The sequence below is a fragment of the Streptomyces sp. NPDC053432 genome (genome assembly GCF_055585365.1).
Genome location: NZ_JBVJKF010000008.1, coordinates 290,190 through 306,685 on the forward strand (window position 1 = coordinate 290,190; position 16,496 = coordinate 306,685).

Genomic DNA, 16,496 nt, shown 5'->3' on the forward strand with positions numbered 1-16,496 from the left:
GACGAGCGGGTATGGGTCAGGTAAGCCTCGGTTAAGTTAGGTCCGCCTCACCGGCCTCTCCCCCTTGGGGCGGCCCGATTCGTCCGACGCCCAGGAGCCCTCATGCGCCCCGCCCGCCTCACCGTCATCGCCGCCGCCTCCGTGGCTGCCGCCCTGACCGCCGTCACCGGCTGCTCCCAGAAGAGCGACGCGGGCGGCGACGGTGCGATCAAGGTGGCGGCTTCCGACACCGCGTGCGACGTGTCGAAGCAGGAGTTCCCGGCGGGCAAGGTCACCATCGACGTCGAGAACAAGGGCTCCAAGGTCACCGAGGTCTACGTCCTGTTCCCGGACGCCCGCATCGTGACCGAGCGCGAGAACATCGGCCCCGGCACCAAGGCCTCCATCACCGCCGAGATCAAGGCGGGCGACTACGAGATCGTCTGCAAGCCCGGCATGAAGGGCGACGGCATCTCCCAGAAGGTCAAGGCCACCGGCAAGGGCGCCGCCGCCGGGAAGCGCAGCCCCGAGGCCGACGCCGCGGTCGCCGCGTACCGCGCGTACGTGGTCAAGCAGGCGGAGGAGACCCTCCCCAAGGCGCAGGCCTTCGCCGACGCCGTCAAGGCCGGCGACCTGGAGACCGCGAAGAAGCTGTACGCCGCCTCCCGCATCGGCTGGGAGCGCACCGAGCCGGTCGCCGAGTCCTTCGGCGACATCGACCCCAAGGTCGACGTCCGCGAGGACGGCCTGGAGGCCGGCCAGGACCCGGCGAAGGACTGGACGGGCTGGCACCGCCTGGAGAAGTCCCTGTGGGCCGACAACAAGATCGACGACAACGACAAGAAGCTCGCCGACACCCTGATCGCGGACCTGACCGACTGGCAGAAGAAGGTCGGCTCGGCCGAGATCACCCCCAGCTCCATCGCGAACGGTGCCAAGGAGCTCCTCGACGAGGTCGCCAGCGGCAAGGTCACGGGTGAGGAGGAGCGCTACTCCCACACCGACCTGGTCGACTTCAAGGCGAACGTCGAGGGCGCCCAGGAGGCCTTCGAGGTCCTGAAGCCGATCGTCTCGAAGTCCGACCCGGAGCTCACCAAGCAGCTGGAGACCCAGTTCGCGGCGATGACGGTCCTGCTCGACAAGTACCGCGCGGACAAGGCGACGTACGACTTCACCTCCTACGACAAGGTCGGCGAGGGGGAGCGCAAGGAGCTCTCCGACGCCGTCTCCGCCCTCGGTGAGCCGCTGTCCAAGCTCGCCGCCGCGGTCACGAAGTAAGTCACGGCAGAGTCGAAGGAGGCGGGAGACCACCATGAGCGAGTCCGAGTCGGCGGCGCAGCCGCAGCAGCAGCCGGAGCAGCCGGTAGCCGGCGCATCCGCGAACACCCCCTCACGGCGCGCCGTCCTCGGCTGGGGCGGGGCCGGGCTCGCGCTCGGCGCGGCCGCGGCCGGCGGTGCGGTGGCCGCGTTCGGCGGCGGTTCGGACATGGTCTCCGCCGCCGCGGCCGGCGCGGCCGTGCCGTTCCACGGTGAGCACCAGGCCGGTATCGCGAGCGCCGTGCAGGACCGTCTGCACTTCGCGGCCTTCGACGTGAAGACGAAGGACCGCGACGAGCTGATCAAGCTGCTGAAGGACTGGACCGAGGCGGCCCGCCGCATGACGGCCGGTCTGCCGGTCGGCGAGGGCGGCTTCGGCGGTCTCCCGGAGGCCCCGCCGGACGACACCGGCGAGGCCCTGGGCCTGAAGGCCTCCCGCCTCACCCTGACCATCGGCTTCGGCCCGGGCCTGTTCGCCAAGGACCGGTTCGGGCTGGAGGGCAAGCGCCCCGACGCGCTGGTCGACCTGGAGCTCTTCCCCGGCGACAACCTCGACCCGGCCCGCTCCGGCGGCGACATCTGCGTCCAGGCCTGCGCCGACGACCCGCAGGTCGCCGTGCACGCGATCCGCCAGCTGGCCCGCATCGGCTTCGGCAAGACCGTGGTGCGCTGGTCGCAGCTGGGCTTCGGCAAGACCTCTTCGACCACGCCCGACGAGCAGACCCCGCGCAATATGATGGGCTTCAAGGACGGCACCCGGAACATCGCGGGCACCGACAAGGCGGCCCTGGACAAGCACGTGTGGGTCGGCGCGGGCGACGGCAGCGCGTGGATGACCGGCGGCTCGTACCTGGTCGCCCGCCGAATCCGGATGAACATCGAGATCTGGGACCGCACCCCCCTGCAGGAGCAGGAGGACATCTTCGGCCGCGACAAGGGCGAGGGCGCCCCGGTCGGCAAGTCCAAGGAGCGCGACGAGCCGTTCCTGAAGGCGATGAAGCCGGAGGCACACGTCCGCCTCGCGCACCCGGACAGCAACGACGGCGCCACGATCCTGCGCCGCGGCTACTCCTTCACCGACGGCACGGACGGGCTGGGCCGCCTCGACGCGGGCCTGTTCTTCATCGCCTACCAGCGGGACGTGCGCAAGGGCTTCATCCCGATCCAGCGCCGGCTGGCGAAGTCCGACGTCCTCAACGAGTACATCCAGCACGTGAGCTCGGCGATCTTCGCCGTCCCGCCGGGCGTCCGTGACAAGGACGACTGGTGGGGCCGGACGCTGTTCGCCTAGTCCCCGTCGTCGTACCGCCCGCAGGGCCCGGACATCCCGGAGAGGAACCACCGCCGTGTTCGGCAACTATCTGATCGGCCTGCGCGAGGGGCTGGAGGCCAGCCTGGTCGTCTGCATCCTCGTCGCCTACCTGGTGAAGACCGGGCGCCGGGACGCCCTGCGTCCCGTGTGGCTCGGCATCGGGATCGCCTGCGCGCTCTCGCTCACCTTCGGCGCGATGCTCGAATTCGGCACCCAGGAGCTGACCTTCGAGGCGCAGGAGCTGCTCGGCGGCAGCCTCTCCATCATCTCGGTGGGTCTCGTGACGTGGATGGTCTTCTGGATGAAGCGCACCGCGCGGCACCTGAAGGCCGAGCTGCACGGCAAGCTGGACACGGCGCTCGCCATGGGCACCGGCGCGCTGGTGGCCACGGCCTTCCTGGCCGTGGGCCGCGAGGGCCTGGAGACCGCCCTGTTCGTGTGGGCGTCCGTACGGGCGAGCGGCGAGGGCTCCTCGGCACCGCTGATCGGGGTGCTGCTCGGCATCGCGACGGCGATCGTGCTGGGCTGGCTCTTCTACCGGGGCGCCCTGAAGATCAACCTGGCGAAGTTCTTCAAGTGGACCGGCGCCATGCTGGTGGTCGTGGCCGCGGGTGTGCTCGCGTACGGGGTCCACGACCTGCAGGAGGCCCGCTTCCTGGGCGGCCTGGGGGACAAGGCCTTCGACATCAGCGCCGCCGTCCCGCCGGACAGCTGGTACGGGACCCTGCTCAAGGGCGTCTTCAACTTCCAGCCGGACCCCACCGTCATCCAGCTGTCGGTGTGGGCGCTGTACCTGGTACCGGTGCTGGTGCTGTTCTTCTACGACTCGGGCCGCCCGGCCGCCCCGAAGCCGCAGCCCGCGGCCGCGGAGGCCGGGCAGCAGGCCGGCTGACCTGACGGAACGACCGGACGGGCCGTGGAGGCCGCCGCGACGGCGGTCTCCACGGCCCGTTCGCGTTCCCCGGTCACCACAGCCGGTCGACCGCCCCCGGGTACAGCGGGACGGCGGCCCCGGCGAAGGCGGCCCGGTCGCGGTCCGGCGCGTCCGTGAAGAAGGCGGCCAGGACCTCCTTGCCGAAGCCCGGCCCGTCGGTGCGGAGCGGCTCCTGCGGGGTGCCGCCGACCAGCACGGTGCCGGGCAGCACCTCGAACCCGGCCGCCTCGTAGAACGGGGCCAGCGGGCGGTCGCAGCTGAACAGCGCCAGGTCCACGGCCGGGTCCGCCGCCAGTGCGGCGCGGGCCGCCGCGACGAGCCGGCCGCCGTGGCCCCTGCCGCGCAGGGCCGCCCGCGTCACGACGGCGCTGAGCCCGGCCGCGCGGTACGTCCGCCCCGCGAGGGGGACCTCCTTGAACAGCAGCGCCAGCGAGGCGAGCACGGTGCCGTCGGCCTGCACCAGCAGCAGGGCGCGCGGGGCGAGCAGCGGGTCGTGGCCGGGGGTGGAGCCCGGCCAGGCCGCCTCCTCCAGGTCCGCTGCCTGCCGCGCCAGCGCCTCGGGGACGTCCGCCTCCGCGAACCCGAGCACCCTCATGCCCGTCACGGGATCCGCACGGCCTCGCCGCCGACCCGCACGCGGGGGTCACCCGCGCGCAGCTCCACCGTGAGCACCCCGGGGCGGCCCATGTCCTCGCCCTGGTGCAGGGTGAGGACGGCCTGCTCCGGTACCAGCCCGAGCTCGCGCGCGTACGCCCCGAAGGCGGCCGCGGCGGCGCCCGTGGCCGCGTCCTCGACGACTCCGCCGACCGGGAAGGGGTCCCGTACGTGGAACTCCGTGGGGCCCGTGCGGTGCACCAGCTGGACCGTGGTGAGGTCGAGGCGCCGCATCAGGGCCTCCAGCCGGGCGAAGTCGTAGTCGAGGTCCGCGAGCCGGGCCCGGGTCGCCGCACCGATCACGAGGTGCCGGGCCCCCGCGTAGGCGATCCGGGCCGGGAACGCCGGATCCAGGTCCCCAGCCGGCCAGTCCAGGGCGGCGAGCGCCTCGTCGAGGTCCTCGCCGCCGACCTCCTCCACCCGGGGCTCGACGCTGGTCAGTACGGCCTGCAGCCCCCCGCCCGGCGAGGCGGTCACCGACACCGGGACGGTGCCCGCCGGGGTGGCGAACAGCAGCTCGCCCGGGCCGGTCCGCTCCGCGAGCGCCACGGCGGTGGCCACGGTGGCGTGCCCGCAGAACGGCACTTCCGCCTTGGGGCTGAAGTAGCGCACGGAGAAGGCGCGGCCCGGTTCACCGCCGAGCCCCTCGGGCGGGCCGGTCAGGAACGCCGTCTCGCTGTAGCCCAGTCCGGCGGCGATCTCCAGCATCGCGCCCTCGTCGAGCCCGGAGGCGTCGAGGACGACCCCGGCGGGGTTGCCGCCTTCCGGGTCACGGGAGAAGGCGGTGTAGCGCAGTACTTCGGCATCCGTCATCCGGTCATGATCGGCCGGGCTCCGTCCGCCGCGCAACGGGGTTGCTCAGCCCCGCCCGATGTACGGCATCGTCGTCGCCATCACGGTCGCGAACTGAACGTTCGCCTCCAGCGGCAGCTCCGCCATGTGCAGCACCGTGCGCGCCACGTCGGCGGCGTCCATCACCGGCTCGACGGCCAGCTGTCCGTTGGCCTGGAGGATGCCGGTCTGCATCCGCTCGGTCATCTCGGTCGCCGCGTTGCCGATGTCGATCTGGCCGCAGGCGATGCGGTACGGACGCCCGTCCAGCGAGAGTGCCTTCGTCAGGCCGGTCATCGCGTGCTTGGTCGCGGTGTAGGCGATCGAATGGGGGCGGGGCACGTGGGCGGAGATGGAGCCGTTGTTGATGATCCGGCCGCCCTGCGGGTCCTGTTCCTTCATCTGGCGGAAGGCGGCCTGCGCGCACAGGAAGGAGCCGGTCAGGTTGACATCGACGACCGAGCGCCACGCGTCGTAGGAGATGTCCTCCAGCGGGACCCCGCCGGGGCCGAAGGTGCCCGCGTTGTTGAAGAGCAGGTCGAGGCGCCCGTACCGGCTCCGCACCGACTCGAACAGAGCATTCACGTCGTCCGGATCGCTCACGTCCGCCCGGACGCACAGCACATCGGCGTCCTCGCCGGCCGCCTTCGCGGTCTCCTCCAGCGGCTCGGTCCGGCGGCCCGCCACGGCCACGGCCCAGCCGGCGGCGGCCAGGGTCAGGGCCACGGAGCGGCCGATTCCGGAGCCGGCGCCGGTCACCACTGCGATCTTCTTGGCACTTGCGTTCATGGGGCCGCAGGCTACGTCACACCGGGCTCCGGCCCCGGGACGTTCCGACAGCTGAGAGCATGGGTCGGTCAGGGGTGCGAAAAGCAGACAAGAGGACTGGAGTTCCCGTATGTCGGAGAGAGGCCCCTCGACGGCCCCCTCGGGTGCCGCGTCGCCCGAATCGCCCTCCTCCCCCGCCCCCCTCACGACGGCACGCCGCACCGGGCTGCTCGTCACGTTCGTACTCGGCGGGCTCACCGCCCTCCCGCCGCTGTCCATGGACATGTACCTCCCGGCGCTGCCCGAGGTCACCACCGCCCTGCACAGCCCTGCCGCGACCATCCAGCTCACCCTGACCGCCTGCCTCGCCGGCATGGCCCTGGGCCAGCTGGTCATCGGCCCGATGAGCGACAAGTGGGGCCGGCGCCGCCCGCTGCTCACCGGCATGGTGGTCTACGTCCTCGCCACCGCCCTCTGCGCGCTCGCCCCCTCCGCCGAACTCCTGATCGCCTTCCGCCTGCTCCAGGGACTGGCCGGAGCGGCCGCGATCGTCATCGCCCGGGCCGTCGTGCGCGACCTGTACGACGGGGTGGAGATGGCCCGCTTCTTCTCCACCCTGATGCTCATATCCGGGGTGGCCCCGATCGTCGCCCCGCTCATCGGCGGCCAGGTCCTGCGCTTCTCCGACTGGCGCGGGGTGTTCGTCGTCCTCACCGCCATCGGCATCGCGCTCACCCTGACGGTCTGGCGCAGCCTCGGCGAGACCCTCCCCGCCGAACGCCGTCAGACCGGCGGCGTGGGTGCCGCCCTGCGGACCATGCGGGGCCTCCTGGCCGACCGCGTGTTCACCGGCTACACCCTGACCGGCGGCTTCGCCTTCGCCGTCCTCTTCTCGTACATCTCCGCGTCCCCCTTCGTGGTGCAGGAGATCTACGGGGCCTCCCCCCAGGCCTTCAGCCTCCTCTTCGGCGTCAATTCCGTCGGCCTGATCGCCGTCGGCCAGGTCAACGGCAAGCTGCTGGTGGGCCGGGTCAGCCTGGACAAGGTGCTGGCCGTCGGCCTCGCGATCGTCACGGCCGCCGCCGTCTCCCTCCTGCTGATGTCGACGGGCGTCTTCGGCGAGGTGGGCCTCACCCCGATCGCCGTCGCCCTCTTCGTGCTGATGTCGGCGATGGGCGTGCTCCTGCCGAACACCAACGCCCAGGCCCTGATGCGCACCCCGCACGCGGCGGGCTCGGCGTCCGCGCTGATCGGCACCTGTTCCTTCCTGGTCGGCGCGGTCGCCTCGCCCCTGGTCGGCATCGCGGGTGAGGACACGGCGGTGCCGATGGCCGTGGTCCAGCTGACGTGCGTCCTCCTCGCGACGACCTGCTTCACCGCCCTCTGCCGCCCCTGGCGACCCCGGCCCTGACCCCGGCGGGGTCGCCCCCGCGCCCCGCAGGGCATCGAACGCGGATGCCCGGCTGACCGGCCTCCTGCCACCCCCGCGCCGCCGGGGCCGGGTGTGCGGCGGGGTGCCCCCGCAGGGCGTCGAACGCGGATGCCCGGCTGACCGGCCCCTTGCCACCCCCGCGCCGGCGGGGCCGGGTGTGCGGCGGGGTGCCCCCGCAGGGCGTCGAACGCAACCACGCCCTGCGTGCCGGTGCCTCTGCAGGTTCGACGCCCGAGGAGGTACCCCGGCGCGCGGCCGGCCCCGGCGGCCCTTCTGTGCGGCCGCTGCGCGGAGCCGGTCCCCTACCCGCCCTTCCACCGTCCCCTGGGGCTCCGCCCCAGACCCCGCGCCTCAAACGCCGGCGGGGCTGGGAGGGGGCTCAGCCCGGATCCAGTGCCGCTGGGCGGAACCATCCAGCCTCGCCGGCGTTTGAGGCGCGGGGTGCGGGGTGGAGCCCCGTAAGCGGGCGGCCCTGGCCGGGAGGGCGGCCGGGCGGGCGGCGTAGGATTCGGAGGTGAATCCCGCCTCCGCCCCCACCACCGCCGAGACCCTCCGCACCGCACTCGGCGGCCTCCTCGACGGGCTCCCGCCCAAGCAGGCCTCCGCCGCCGTCGAGCGGCTCATCGCCAGCTACCGGGGGCAGACCCCCACCGACGCCCCCGTGCTGCGCGACCGCTCCGACGTCGCCGCCTACGCGGCGTACCGCATGCCGGCCACCTTCGAGGCCGTCCGCACCGCCCTCGACGCGCTCGCGGAGGCCGCCCCGGACTGGGCGCCGGCCTCGCACGTGGACGTCGGCGGCGGTACGGGTTCCGCGACCTGGGCGGTGGACGCCACCTGGGACGGCCCCCGCGGGACCACCGTCCTGGACTGGGCGGAGCCGGCCCTGAAGCTCGGCCGGGAGCTCGCCCAGGCGGCCCCCTCCCCCGTGCTCCGCGCAGCGGACTGGCGTCGGGCCGTCATCGGCGCCGGCATGGCCGTCCCCGACGCGGACCTCGTCACGGTCTCGTACGTACTGGGCGAACTCACCCCGCAGGCCCGCACGGCGGTCGTCGACGAGGCGGCCCGGGCGGGCCAGGCGGTGGTCCTGATCGAGCCGGGCACGCCGGAGGGCTACCTCCGCATCCGCGAGGCCCGCGACCGGCTGATCTCGGCGGGCTTCCACATCGCCGCCCCCTGCCCGCACGACGGCGCCTGCCCGATCACGGTCGGCCGGGACTGGTGCCACTTCTCGGCGCGGGTCAGCCGCTCCTCCCTGCACCGCCAGGTCAAGGGCGGCTCGCTCCCGTACGAGGACGAGAAGTTCAGCTACGTCGCCGCGACCCGCTTCCCCACCCGGCCGGCCACCTCCCGGATCACGCGGAAGCCGCAGATCCGGAAGGGGCTCGTCCTGCTGGAGCTGTGCGGCCCGGAGGGCGAGGGCCTGACCAAGGTCAACGTGACCAAGCGCCACGGCGACCTGTACAAGGCCGCGCGGGACACCGAGTGGGGTCACGCCTGGCCCCCGCCCTCCGAGGACGCCGACGACGCCGACGACGCCTAGGACGACTGGCTCGACCGGGGCCGCAGCTCCTGCGTGCAGCACTTCACGCTGCCGCCGCCCTTGAGCAGCTCCCCCAGGTCCATCGGCACCGGCTCGAAGCCCCGGTCCCGCAGCGGCGCCAGGAGTCCCGTCGCCTCCTGGGGGAGCAGCACGTGCCGGCCGTCCGAGACCGCGTTGAGGCCGAGCGCCGCCGCGTCGGCCGCCTCGGCGATCAGCGCGTCCGGGAAGAGCCTGCGCAGTACGCCCTGGCTGCCCGGCGAGAAGGCCGCCGGGTAGTACATGATCTCGTCGCCGTCGAGGACGCTGAGCGCCGTGTCCAGGTGGTAGAAGCGCGGGTCCACCAGGTCGAGGCCGATGACCGGGCGCCCGAAGAACTCCTGCGCCTCGTCGTGGGAGAGGGGGCTGGAGCGGAAGCCCCGGCCGGCCAGGATGTAGGTGGCGGTGACGGCGAAGTCGCCCTCGCCCTCGTTGACGTGGGACGGCTCGTGGACGTCCCGGTAGCCGTGGTCGCGGAACCACGCGAGGTGGATCTCGGCCTCGGCGGCCCGTTCCGGGTAGGCGAACCGGGCGCCGAGCACCCGGCCGTCGACGACCAGGGCGCCGTTGGCCGCGAAGACCATGTCCGGCAGCCCGGGGTCCGGAACGAGGGTCTCGACGGTGTGCCCGAGGGAGCGGTAGCGGTCCCTCAGGTCCTCCCACTGGGCCATGGCGAGGGGCAGCTCCACCGGTTTCGTGGGATCCATCCACGGGTTGATGGAGTAGGTGACCTTGAAGTGTGCCGGTGGGCACATCAGGTAGCGCCGGGGTGTGGCGTCTCTGCGCAAAGAAGGCTCCTCACGACTTACGACGTCGGCATGCGACGAGTGTGGAGAGAATCGTCTCTCCTCAGGCTGGACACCGCAGTGAACTGATTGGGTGGTTTACCGGGCAAGGAGGAGACGAGACGTCTCGGTTGGTAGTTTCGAGCCATGACCAGGACCCCTGACGCCTCCCGCCGCAGCGACCGCTCCCGGCGCGCGATCCTCGACGCCGCGCTCGCACTCGTCGGGGAGGTCGGCTACAACAAGCTGACCATCGAGGCGATCGCCGCCCGTGCCGGAGTCGGCAAGCAGACCATCTACCGCTGGTGGCCGTCGAAGGCGGCGGTGCTCCTCGACGCCTCGCTGGCGCTCGCCGGGGAGGCGGAGGGCGAGGCCGGGTGGACCGGTTTCCCCGACACCGGGGACCTCGCCGCCGACCTGAAGTCCGTCCTGCGGGCGACGGTGGACGAGTTCACCGACGAGAAGTACGAGGCCCCCGCGCGCGCCCTGACGGCGGCCGGGGCCACCGACCCGGCGCTCGGCGCGCAGTTCACCGAGCGGCTGCTGGAGCCTCAGCTCGCCCTCTACGAGGCCCGGCTGCGCACGGCCCGCGAGGCCGGGCAGCTCGCCCCGGACACGGACCTGCGGCTGACGGTGGAGATGCTGCTGGGCCCGCTCACCTACCGCTGGCTGATGCGGACGGCGCCGCTGACGCACGCCTTCACGGACGCGCTGGTGGACCGGGTGCTGGGCGGGGTGGCCAACGTCACCGCCGGTTGAACCGAGAACATCAGGCGCTGATACATCCCATTTACCCGCCTATACAGCGGTTTTCGGCCATCCGATCCCGGCCCCCCGGTCGTCGAGACCGGTCACCCGGGGCGCAGGATGGTGGGACGATGTGAGGGTCTGCCAGGGTCTGCACGGGCAAGGTTTGGTGAGGGGATAGATGGGGTCTGAGTCCGGCCGCGTCACGCGCGGCGCGCAGAGCAGGATTTCCCAGTGGCTGCTGCGGCGCCGGAAACCCGCGGCGGAGGACCCGGGGCGCGAGCGCGAGGCGCTGCTCCTGTCCGTCGCGGCCGCCGGTCTGCCGCTGGCCCCCGCAGCCCATCCGGCCGGTTACCGGTGTTCGTGCGACCGCATCGGCTGTCCCACGCCGGCGCGGCACCCGCTCTCCTTCGCGTGGCAGACCCAGTCGACCACCGACCGCGCCCAGGTCGAGCGCTGGGCCCGCAACCAGCCCCAGGCCAACTTCGTCACCGCGACCGGCATGGTCCACGACGTGCTCGACGTCCCGCTGGAGGCCGGCGCCGACGCCCTCGCCCGCCTGCTGGAGGCCGGTGTCGAGGTCGGCCCGGTGGCCGAGTCGGGCGGCACCGGCGACCAGGCCCGGATGCTCTTCTTCACCGCCACCCGCGGCACCCCCGAGGACGAGGACGAGTGGTGGCCCTGCGAACTGGACTGCCACCCCGAGACGATGGACGAGCACCCGGGCCTGCGCTGGCACTGCCGTGGCAGCTACGTCCTGGTTCCCCCGGCGGCCCTGCCCGGTGACCACGCGGTGACCTGGCTCCGCGGCATGGAACACCCCCTCCCGGACCCGCTGACCCTGCTGGAGACCCTGACCGACGCGTGCGCCCTGTACGCGGGTTCCGCGGACCACACCCCGGCGACGGTCGCCTGGCCCCTGGGCCGCTAGGGGGTGTTGCGAAAGTCCCGCACGGCGCCCACGGCGCCCGGCACGCACTCTCGCCGCACCGGCCGAAGCCCCGAGTACGCCCAGTACGAGGACCTTCACCCGGCACGCCGAGAGCACGCACCGGACACCGCGGGCACCGCACAGGACTTCCGCAACACCCCCTAGCCCTTCGCCGCCGGGGCCCTGCCGCGCTGCCGCCGGGCCCTGCCGCGGACGCCGCGCCTCGATCACCGGCGGCGCTGGAATTCCGGGCCGGCTGCGCCCGGATCTCCGGTGCGGCTCACGGATCCGGGGCTCCGCCCCGGACCCCGCCCCCGTACCCCGCCCCTACAACGCCGGAGGGGCTGGATTTCGCCCTCAGTGGTGGATCTGGGTGACCACCACGTCGAGGGACCAGGCCTTGCCCGCCTTCGCGGGGGCCTGGGTCTCCACGGCGTAGCCCAGGTCCCGCAGGGCCTCGACCAGCTCCCCCGGCCCCGCCGGCACCGCACCGGCGAGCAGCAGGTCACGGACCAGGCGGCCCTTCGTCGCCTTGTTGAAGTGGCTCACCACCGACCGCTTCTCCACCCCGTCCACCACCTGCGAGTGCAGCACCCGTACGGTCGCCGTGCGCCCCGCCACCTCGCCCTTCGGCTTCCACGCCGCCCCGTACGCCGCCGACCGCAGGTCCAGTACCAGCCCGTCCCCGGCCGCCTCCGGCATGACCTCCGCCATCGGCCCCCGCCAGTACGCGCCCAGCGCCCCCAGCCCCGGCAGCTTCACGCCCATCGAGCAGCGGTACGACGGGATCCGGTCGCTGATCCGGACCGCGCCCCACAGGCCCGAGAAGACCAGCAGGGAGTCCTCGGCGAGCTTGCGCGCCGGCTCCGGCAGGCCGGCCAGGCCCAGCGCGTCGTACAGCACGCCCGTGTAGATCTCCCCCGCCGGGCGGGCGGCCGCGGACCGCAGCTCCAGGTTCTTGGCCACCTCGCCGCGCAGTCCCTCGCTCAGGCCCAGCACCTCGCGCGCCTTCAGCTCGTCGGCCCCGCACAGCCCGACCAGCTCCTCCAGCACCTCCGCACGGGCCGCGGCCAGTCCGGGCAGCGACAGCGTCTCCGGCTCCAGGGGTGCGCCGGAGCCGCCGGCGGCCTTTCCTTCGGACGGCGGCAGCAGCACGAGCACGGTGGTTCTCCTTCAGGACGACGCCGAACGGGGGATGCGGCCCCCGAGCCAGGGTAGACGGCCCCGCGGCCACCGCTCGCCGTGCCGGACGGGCGGCCCGCCCCTAGGCTCGGTCCATGCCACGCCGTCAGATGCACATGACCGGCGCAGACGGGGCTGCCCTGCGGGCCGCGCTGCGTGAACTGCGGACGAAGCTGGAGGTGCCCGGGGAGTTCCCGGCACCGGTCCTCGCCGAGGCGGAGCGGGCGGCCGCGCATCCCCGCCTCCCCGAGCAGGACAGCACCGACATCCCGTTCTTCACCGTCGATCCCCCGGACGCGGTCGACCTCGACCAGGCCATGCACCTGGCCAAGCGGTCCTCCGGCGGCTACCGGGTGCACTACGCCATCGCCGACGTCGCCGCGTTCGTCACCCCGGGCGGCGCCCTCGACGCCGAGGCGCACCGCCGGGTCACCACCCTCTACTTCCCCGACGGGAAGGTCCCCCTGCACCCGCCGGTCCTCTCCGAGGGTGCGGCCAGCCTGCTGCCCGACCGGACCCGGCCGGCCTTGCTGTGGCGGCTCGACCTCGACGCCGACGGCCGGGTCGAGACCACCGACGTGCGCCGCGCCCTGGTCCGCAGCCGCGCCAAGCTCGACTACGACGGCGTCCAGAAGGCCATCGACGCCGGCACCGCGGAGGAGCCCCTCGCCCTCCTCAAGGACGTCGGCCGGCTCCGCGAGGCCCTGGAGCGGGAGCGCGGCGGCATCTCGCTGGGCGTGCCCGAGCAGGAGGTCGTCGCACAGGACGGCTCGTACGCCCTGGCCTACCGCGCCCCGCTGCCCGCGGACGGCTGGAACGCCCAGATCTCCCTCATGACCGGCATGGCCGCCGCCGACCTGATGCTGGCCGCCGGCACCGGCATCCTGCGCACCCTGCCGAACGCGCCCGACGGCGCCGTCGGCAGGCTGCGGCGGACGGCGAAGGCCCTCGGCATCGACTGGCCGCACCACGTCCCGTACGCGGAGCTCGTCCGCTCCCTCGACCCGCACCGCCCCGCCCACGCGGCGTTCCTCCAGGAGTGCACCGCCCTGCTGCGGGGCGCGGGCTACACGGTGTTCAGCGGCGGCGATTCCCCCGACCCGGCGGTCCACTCGGCGGTGGCGGCCCCGTACGCGCACTGCACCGCGCCGCTGCGGCGGCTCGCCGACCGGTACGCGGGCGAGCTGTGCGTGGCGGCCGCGGGCGGGACCGAGCCCCCGCGGTGGGCGGTGGATGGCCTCGCCGGTCTTCCCGAGCGGATGGCGGAGGGCTCCCGGCTGGCGAACGCGGTCGAGCGGGAGTCCGTGGACCTCGTCGAGGCCGCCGTGCTGAAGGACCGGGTCGGGGAGACCTTCGACGCCACGGTGATCGACGTCAAGGAGCGGGAGCCGCTGGTGGGCACGGTGCACCTGGAGGAGCCCGCGGTGGTGGGCCGTGTCGAGTCCCGGCGGGAGGAACTGCCACTGGGCGAACGCGTCCGGGTCCTCCTCACGGAGGCGGACCCGGGGAGGGCGAAGATCCTCTTCGCTACGGTGTGACGGGCCCGCCCTGCCCGAGCGCCGCGACCAGTGCCCGCGGGTCGTCGGCGTGGAAGCGGACGACCCGCGCCTCTCCCCCGGCCCCGAGCGGGCGGGTGAAGGGGAGGGGCCGGGTCAGCTCCAGGGTGACGGTCGTCTGACTGCCGACGATCAGGTCGAGCGTCGTCCCGTCCTCGGAGACGGTGACCAGCCGGCCCTGGGGGTAGCGGCGGTCCACCCGTACGGAGCCCACCGCGTCCGGCGGTACGACGAGGTCGAACAGCGCCCCGTAGCGGATCCGCAGGGACCCGTCGGCGCGGACCACGTGCGGCCGGGTGACGCAGGCGGCGTGCAGGGCGAGCACGAGGAGCACCCCGTAGACGTCGAGGACGAGCACCACCCGGTGCACCGCCGGCCAGGGGATGAGGAAGGACAGCGCGACGGTCTCGATCACCGACACGAAGAGCATTCCGTACATCATGGCGGTCTGCGGCCCGGTGTACGCGGCGGCGAGGTCCCCGTCCCGCACCCCGTGCCTGCGGCCCAGCACCCACCACCCGAGCGACGCCCCGGCCCGCAGCTCGTGCCGCACCAGCCGCCGCACCGGTAGGGGCACCACGTCCCGCACCGCCTCCCGCCGGACCTTCCCGCGCGGCGCGCGTGTCGCGCTCATCCCCTCCCCCTCTCCATGAAGGCCTCCATGACCCGGCGTACGACCTCCGCCTGCGCGGGGGCGTACTCGGCGAGCAGCGCGTCCCGGAACCCGGCCACCACCACCCCGCCCGAGGGCACGGCCGCGAACACCTCCTCGGGCACGGCCGCCACGAACTCCGCGGCCAGTTCCGGGATCCGGGGATCGTCCGCCGGGGCCTCGGCGAGGTCGTCGAGCCGCTCGTACAGGGCGAGTACCGCGGGATCGGCGGCCAGCGGTCCGAGCACCGTGTACAGCCGCTCGCCGCCCGCGCCCGAGGCGTCGAGGAGTTCCAGGTGCCGGCGGTCCATGGCCGCGGAACGCGAAGCCGTCCGCGGTGCCTTCGCCAGCAGCGCGGCGAGCCCGGGCGACAGCGGCTCGGCCTCCCCGGGCCCGGCGGCCAGCAGCACGGCGAGCCGCCGCCTGCGCTCGGCGAGTCCGGCCTGCTGGCGGGCCAGGTCGGCGTCCAGTTCCTCCAGTACGTCGGCCAGTTCGCGCCCCGCGTCGTCGGCGAGGACGTCCCGCACCTCGTCGAGGCTCAGCCCGAGCTCGGTGAGCCGGCGCACCCGGGCCAGCAGGACGGCGTCGCGGACCCCGTAGGCCCGGTAGCCGTTGGGCCGCCGCTCCGGTTCCGGGACCAGCCCGACATGGTGGTAGTGCCGGATCGCCCGGGTGGTGACCCCGACGAGCGCGGCGATCTCTCCGATCCGCATGGGCCCAGTAGAAACCCTGCCGCTGCGGCAAGGTCAAGCGCGACGTCCGCCCCGGGTAACATGGCTCGCACGGCAGACGAGTCGGCCGGGCGGCCGCGTCGGGATCCCCGGATCCCGCCGAGGAACGTCCGGGCTCCACAGAGCAGGGTGGTGGGTAACGCCCACCCGGGGTGACCCGCGGGACAGTGCCACAGAAAACAGACCGCCGGGGGCTTCGGCCCTCGGTAAGGGTGAAACGGTGGTGTAAGAGACCACCAGCGGCTGAGGTGACTCAGGCGGCTAGGTAAACCCCACCCGGAGCAAGGTCAAGAGGATCCGTCCCCGGACGGGTCTGCGCGGACGATCGAGGGCTGCTCGCCCGAGTTCGCGGGTAGACCGCACGAGGCCGGTGGCAACACCGGTCCTAGATGGATGGCCGTCTCCCCGGCGACCGCGAGGTCACCGGGTGACAGAACCCGGCGTACAGGCCGGCTCGTCTGCCGCTCCCACTCCGTTCGGGACTGGAGCGGCCACACCCTCTGGCCGGCGCCCGCCCCGGCCACCGGTCCGCTCCGGCCACCGGTCCGCCACTGCGAGCGGTCAGCCGCTGATCCGTCCGCAGCGCGCCGGCGTGCGGCGACGGTCGACCTCGGCGACCCCCCACGTCGGCGGGTGGCCCGCTCACCGCCCTCACTCCCACGGCCCCGCCCGCCCCGCGCCGCCCGCGCGTGCAGACGTCTTCCCGCGGGCCGCGACTTGGGGCACGCTCGCCCTCATGACAGATCGCCCCACCGTCACCGAGGCGGCCGCCGCGGCCGCCGCGCACATACGCGAGCTGGGTGCGGCCACCGCCGACCCGCGGACCGCGTACGCGAGCCCCGACGAGATCGCCACCGTGACCGGGAGCCTGCTCCACCTCGCCCGTCACCTCGAAGACGCCCTGCGCCATCTGGAGCACCACATCGCACGGCGTGACGACGCCGATTGGGACGCTCCCGACGCGGGACGGCCCGGCCCGCAGCCGCGCCAGGCGCGCGGCGCCGTCCAGTCCGCCCGGGCCGAGGCACGGAACATGGCCCGTGCCCTGGACCGGGCGGTGGAGGCCCTGGGCCGGCCCCGGCCCGCGCCCTGACCGGAGCGGAGCG

The 16,496-nt window shown here is 73.8% G+C and carries 15 protein-coding genes, 1 other RNA gene and 1 pseudogene; 10 read left to right on the plus strand and 7 right to left on the minus strand.

Translation table 11 applies throughout. The annotated features are described in order from the left end of the window. Positions 1-102: 102 nt before the first annotated feature. The 3 genes from efeO to efeU are packed head-to-tail and all read left to right on the plus strand — an operon-like array spanning position 103 to position 3,500. Complete coding sequence (gene efeO, locus ACZ6Y1_RS16485; RefSeq protein ID WP_469628961.1) at positions 103-1,257, plus strand: iron uptake system protein EfeO; 1,155 nt, start codon at positions 103-105, stop codon at positions 1,255-1,257. A 34-nt stretch (positions 1,258-1,291) separates the two neighbouring features. Further along, positions 1,292-2,587, plus strand: coding sequence for an iron uptake transporter deferrochelatase/peroxidase subunit (efeB, locus tag ACZ6Y1_RS16490; RefSeq protein ID WP_469628964.1), 1,296 nt, complete (start codon positions 1,292-1,294; stop codon positions 2,585-2,587). Positions 2,588-2,642: 55 nt separating this feature from the next. Beyond that, positions 2,643-3,500 carry an iron uptake transporter permease EfeU gene (gene efeU / locus ACZ6Y1_RS16495; RefSeq protein WP_469628967.1) on the plus strand — a complete coding sequence of 286 codons (858 nt, stop codon included), beginning with the start codon at positions 2,643-2,645 and terminating at the stop codon, positions 3,498-3,500. 73 nt (positions 3,501-3,573) lie between these two features. Here the strand turns inward: efeU and ACZ6Y1_RS16500 are convergent, their stop codons facing one another. The 3 genes from ACZ6Y1_RS16500 to ACZ6Y1_RS16510 are packed head-to-tail and all read right to left on the minus strand — an operon-like array spanning position 3,574 to position 5,816. Next, on the minus strand, positions 3,574-4,137 hold the full coding sequence (locus ACZ6Y1_RS16500; RefSeq protein WP_469628969.1) for a GNAT family N-acetyltransferase: 564 nt from the start codon (positions 4,135-4,137) through the stop codon (positions 3,574-3,576). 5 nt (positions 4,138-4,142) lie between these two features. Then, the gene (locus tag ACZ6Y1_RS16505; RefSeq protein WP_469628972.1) at positions 4,143-5,009 is read right to left on the minus strand and encodes a PhzF family phenazine biosynthesis isomerase; all 867 of its coding nucleotides are present in this window, start codon (positions 5,007-5,009) and stop codon (positions 4,143-4,145) included. Between the two features lie 45 nt (positions 5,010-5,054). Beyond that, positions 5,055-5,816, minus strand: coding sequence for an SDR family oxidoreductase (locus ACZ6Y1_RS16510; protein ID WP_469628975.1), 762 nt, complete (start codon positions 5,814-5,816; stop codon positions 5,055-5,057). Between the two features lie 109 nt (positions 5,817-5,925). Here ACZ6Y1_RS16510 and ACZ6Y1_RS16515 point away from each other — a divergent pair, with 109 nt between their 5' ends. Together ACZ6Y1_RS16515 and ACZ6Y1_RS16520 are read left to right on the plus strand one after the other, a co-directional pair. Then, the gene (locus ACZ6Y1_RS16515; RefSeq protein WP_469628977.1) at positions 5,926-7,206 is read left to right on the plus strand and encodes a Bcr/CflA family multidrug efflux MFS transporter; all 1,281 of its coding nucleotides are present in this window, start codon (positions 5,926-5,928) and stop codon (positions 7,204-7,206) included. 535 nt (positions 7,207-7,741) lie between these two features. Then, positions 7,742-8,770, plus strand: a complete 1,029-nt coding sequence (locus ACZ6Y1_RS16520; protein WP_469628980.1) for a small ribosomal subunit Rsm22 family protein — start codon at positions 7,742-7,744, stop codon at positions 8,768-8,770. On the opposite strand, the pseudogene ddaH reads toward ACZ6Y1_RS16520, so the two are convergent. Beyond that, a pseudogene (ddaH, locus tag ACZ6Y1_RS16525) lies at positions 8,767-9,609 on the minus strand (dimethylargininase); the annotation flags it as partial. The gene ACZ6Y1_RS16520 and the pseudogene ddaH sit on opposite strands and share 4 nt — an antisense overlap. 129 nt (positions 9,610-9,738) lie before the next feature. On the opposite strand from ddaH, the gene ACZ6Y1_RS16530 reads away from it, so the two are divergent. Together ACZ6Y1_RS16530 and ACZ6Y1_RS16535 are read left to right on the plus strand one after the other, a co-directional pair. Then, the gene (locus tag ACZ6Y1_RS16530) at positions 9,739-10,350 is read left to right on the plus strand and encodes a TetR/AcrR family transcriptional regulator (RefSeq protein WP_469628983.1); all 612 of its coding nucleotides are present in this window, start codon (positions 9,739-9,741) and stop codon (positions 10,348-10,350) included. A 169-nt stretch (positions 10,351-10,519) separates the two neighbouring features. Then, complete coding sequence (locus tag ACZ6Y1_RS16535) at positions 10,520-11,269, plus strand: bifunctional DNA primase/polymerase (RefSeq protein WP_469628986.1); 750 nt, start codon at positions 10,520-10,522, stop codon at positions 11,267-11,269. Between the two features lie 357 nt (positions 11,270-11,626). On the opposite strand, the gene yaaA is transcribed toward ACZ6Y1_RS16535, so the two are convergent. After that, positions 11,627-12,430, minus strand: coding sequence for a peroxide stress protein YaaA (gene yaaA / locus ACZ6Y1_RS16540; protein ID WP_469628989.1), 804 nt, complete (start codon positions 12,428-12,430; stop codon positions 11,627-11,629). A 116-nt stretch (positions 12,431-12,546) separates the two neighbouring features. Between yaaA and ACZ6Y1_RS16545 the strand changes: the two genes are divergently transcribed. Continuing rightward, complete coding sequence (locus ACZ6Y1_RS16545) at positions 12,547-13,989, plus strand: RNB domain-containing ribonuclease (protein WP_469628992.1); 1,443 nt, start codon at positions 12,547-12,549, stop codon at positions 13,987-13,989. Here the strand turns inward: ACZ6Y1_RS16545 and ACZ6Y1_RS16550 are convergent. Both ACZ6Y1_RS16550 and ACZ6Y1_RS16555 read right to left on the minus strand, forming a co-directional pair. Next, the gene (locus ACZ6Y1_RS16550) at positions 13,979-14,641 is read right to left on the minus strand and encodes a hypothetical protein (protein WP_469628995.1); all 663 of its coding nucleotides are present in this window, start codon (positions 14,639-14,641) and stop codon (positions 13,979-13,981) included. The genes ACZ6Y1_RS16545 and ACZ6Y1_RS16550 overlap by 11 nt on opposite strands. Continuing rightward, positions 14,638-15,372, minus strand: a complete 735-nt coding sequence (locus ACZ6Y1_RS16555) for a MerR family transcriptional regulator (RefSeq protein WP_469628997.1) — start codon at positions 15,370-15,372, stop codon at positions 14,638-14,640. The genes ACZ6Y1_RS16550 and ACZ6Y1_RS16555 overlap by 4 nt, the downstream gene beginning before the upstream one ends. A gap of 77 nt (positions 15,373-15,449) precedes the next feature. Here ACZ6Y1_RS16555 and rnpB point away from each other — a divergent pair. Continuing rightward, positions 15,450-15,851: RNase P RNA component class A (rnpB, locus tag ACZ6Y1_RS16560), an RNA gene on the plus strand. 275 nt (positions 15,852-16,126) lie between these two features. Next, entirely contained in the window at positions 16,127-16,483 is a 357-nt protein-coding gene (locus tag ACZ6Y1_RS16565; RefSeq protein ID WP_469629001.1) for a hypothetical protein, read from the plus strand. The last annotated feature ends 13 nt before the right edge of the window (positions 16,484-16,496 follow it).

Excerpts from the sequence above, each read along its gene's own strand:
- ACZ6Y1_RS16545 (WP_469628992.1), top strand. The coding sequence starts at position 12,547 with ATGCCACGCCGTCAGATGCACATGACCGGCGCAGACGGGGCTGCCCTG.
- ACZ6Y1_RS16500 (WP_469628969.1), bottom strand. The coding sequence starts at position 4,137 with ATGAGGGTGCTCGGGTTCGCGGAGGCGGACGTCCCCGAGGCGCTGGCG.
- efeO (WP_469628961.1), top strand. The coding sequence starts at position 103 with ATGCGCCCCGCCCGCCTCACCGTCATCGCCGCCGCCTCCGTGGCTGCC.
- ACZ6Y1_RS16550 (WP_469628995.1), bottom strand. The coding sequence starts at position 14,641 with ATGAGCGCGACACGCGCGCCGCGCGGGAAGGTCCGGCGGGAGGCGGTG.
- ACZ6Y1_RS16505 (WP_469628972.1), bottom strand. The coding sequence starts at position 5,009 with ATGACGGATGCCGAAGTACTGCGCTACACCGCCTTCTCCCGTGACCCG.
- efeB (WP_469628964.1), top strand. The coding sequence starts at position 1,292 with ATGAGCGAGTCCGAGTCGGCGGCGCAGCCGCAGCAGCAGCCGGAGCAG.
- ACZ6Y1_RS16515 (WP_469628977.1), top strand. The coding sequence starts at position 5,926 with ATGTCGGAGAGAGGCCCCTCGACGGCCCCCTCGGGTGCCGCGTCGCCC.
- ACZ6Y1_RS16535 (WP_469628986.1), top strand. The coding sequence starts at position 10,520 with ATGGGGTCTGAGTCCGGCCGCGTCACGCGCGGCGCGCAGAGCAGGATT.
- ACZ6Y1_RS16565 (WP_469629001.1), top strand. The coding sequence starts at position 16,127 with ATGACAGATCGCCCCACCGTCACCGAGGCGGCCGCCGCGGCCGCCGCG.
- ACZ6Y1_RS16555 (WP_469628997.1), bottom strand. The coding sequence starts at position 15,372 with ATGCGGATCGGAGAGATCGCCGCGCTCGTCGGGGTCACCACCCGGGCG.
- ACZ6Y1_RS16510 (WP_469628975.1), bottom strand. The coding sequence starts at position 5,816 with ATGAACGCAAGTGCCAAGAAGATCGCAGTGGTGACCGGCGCCGGCTCC.
- ACZ6Y1_RS16530 (WP_469628983.1), top strand. The coding sequence starts at position 9,739 with ATGACCAGGACCCCTGACGCCTCCCGCCGCAGCGACCGCTCCCGGCGC.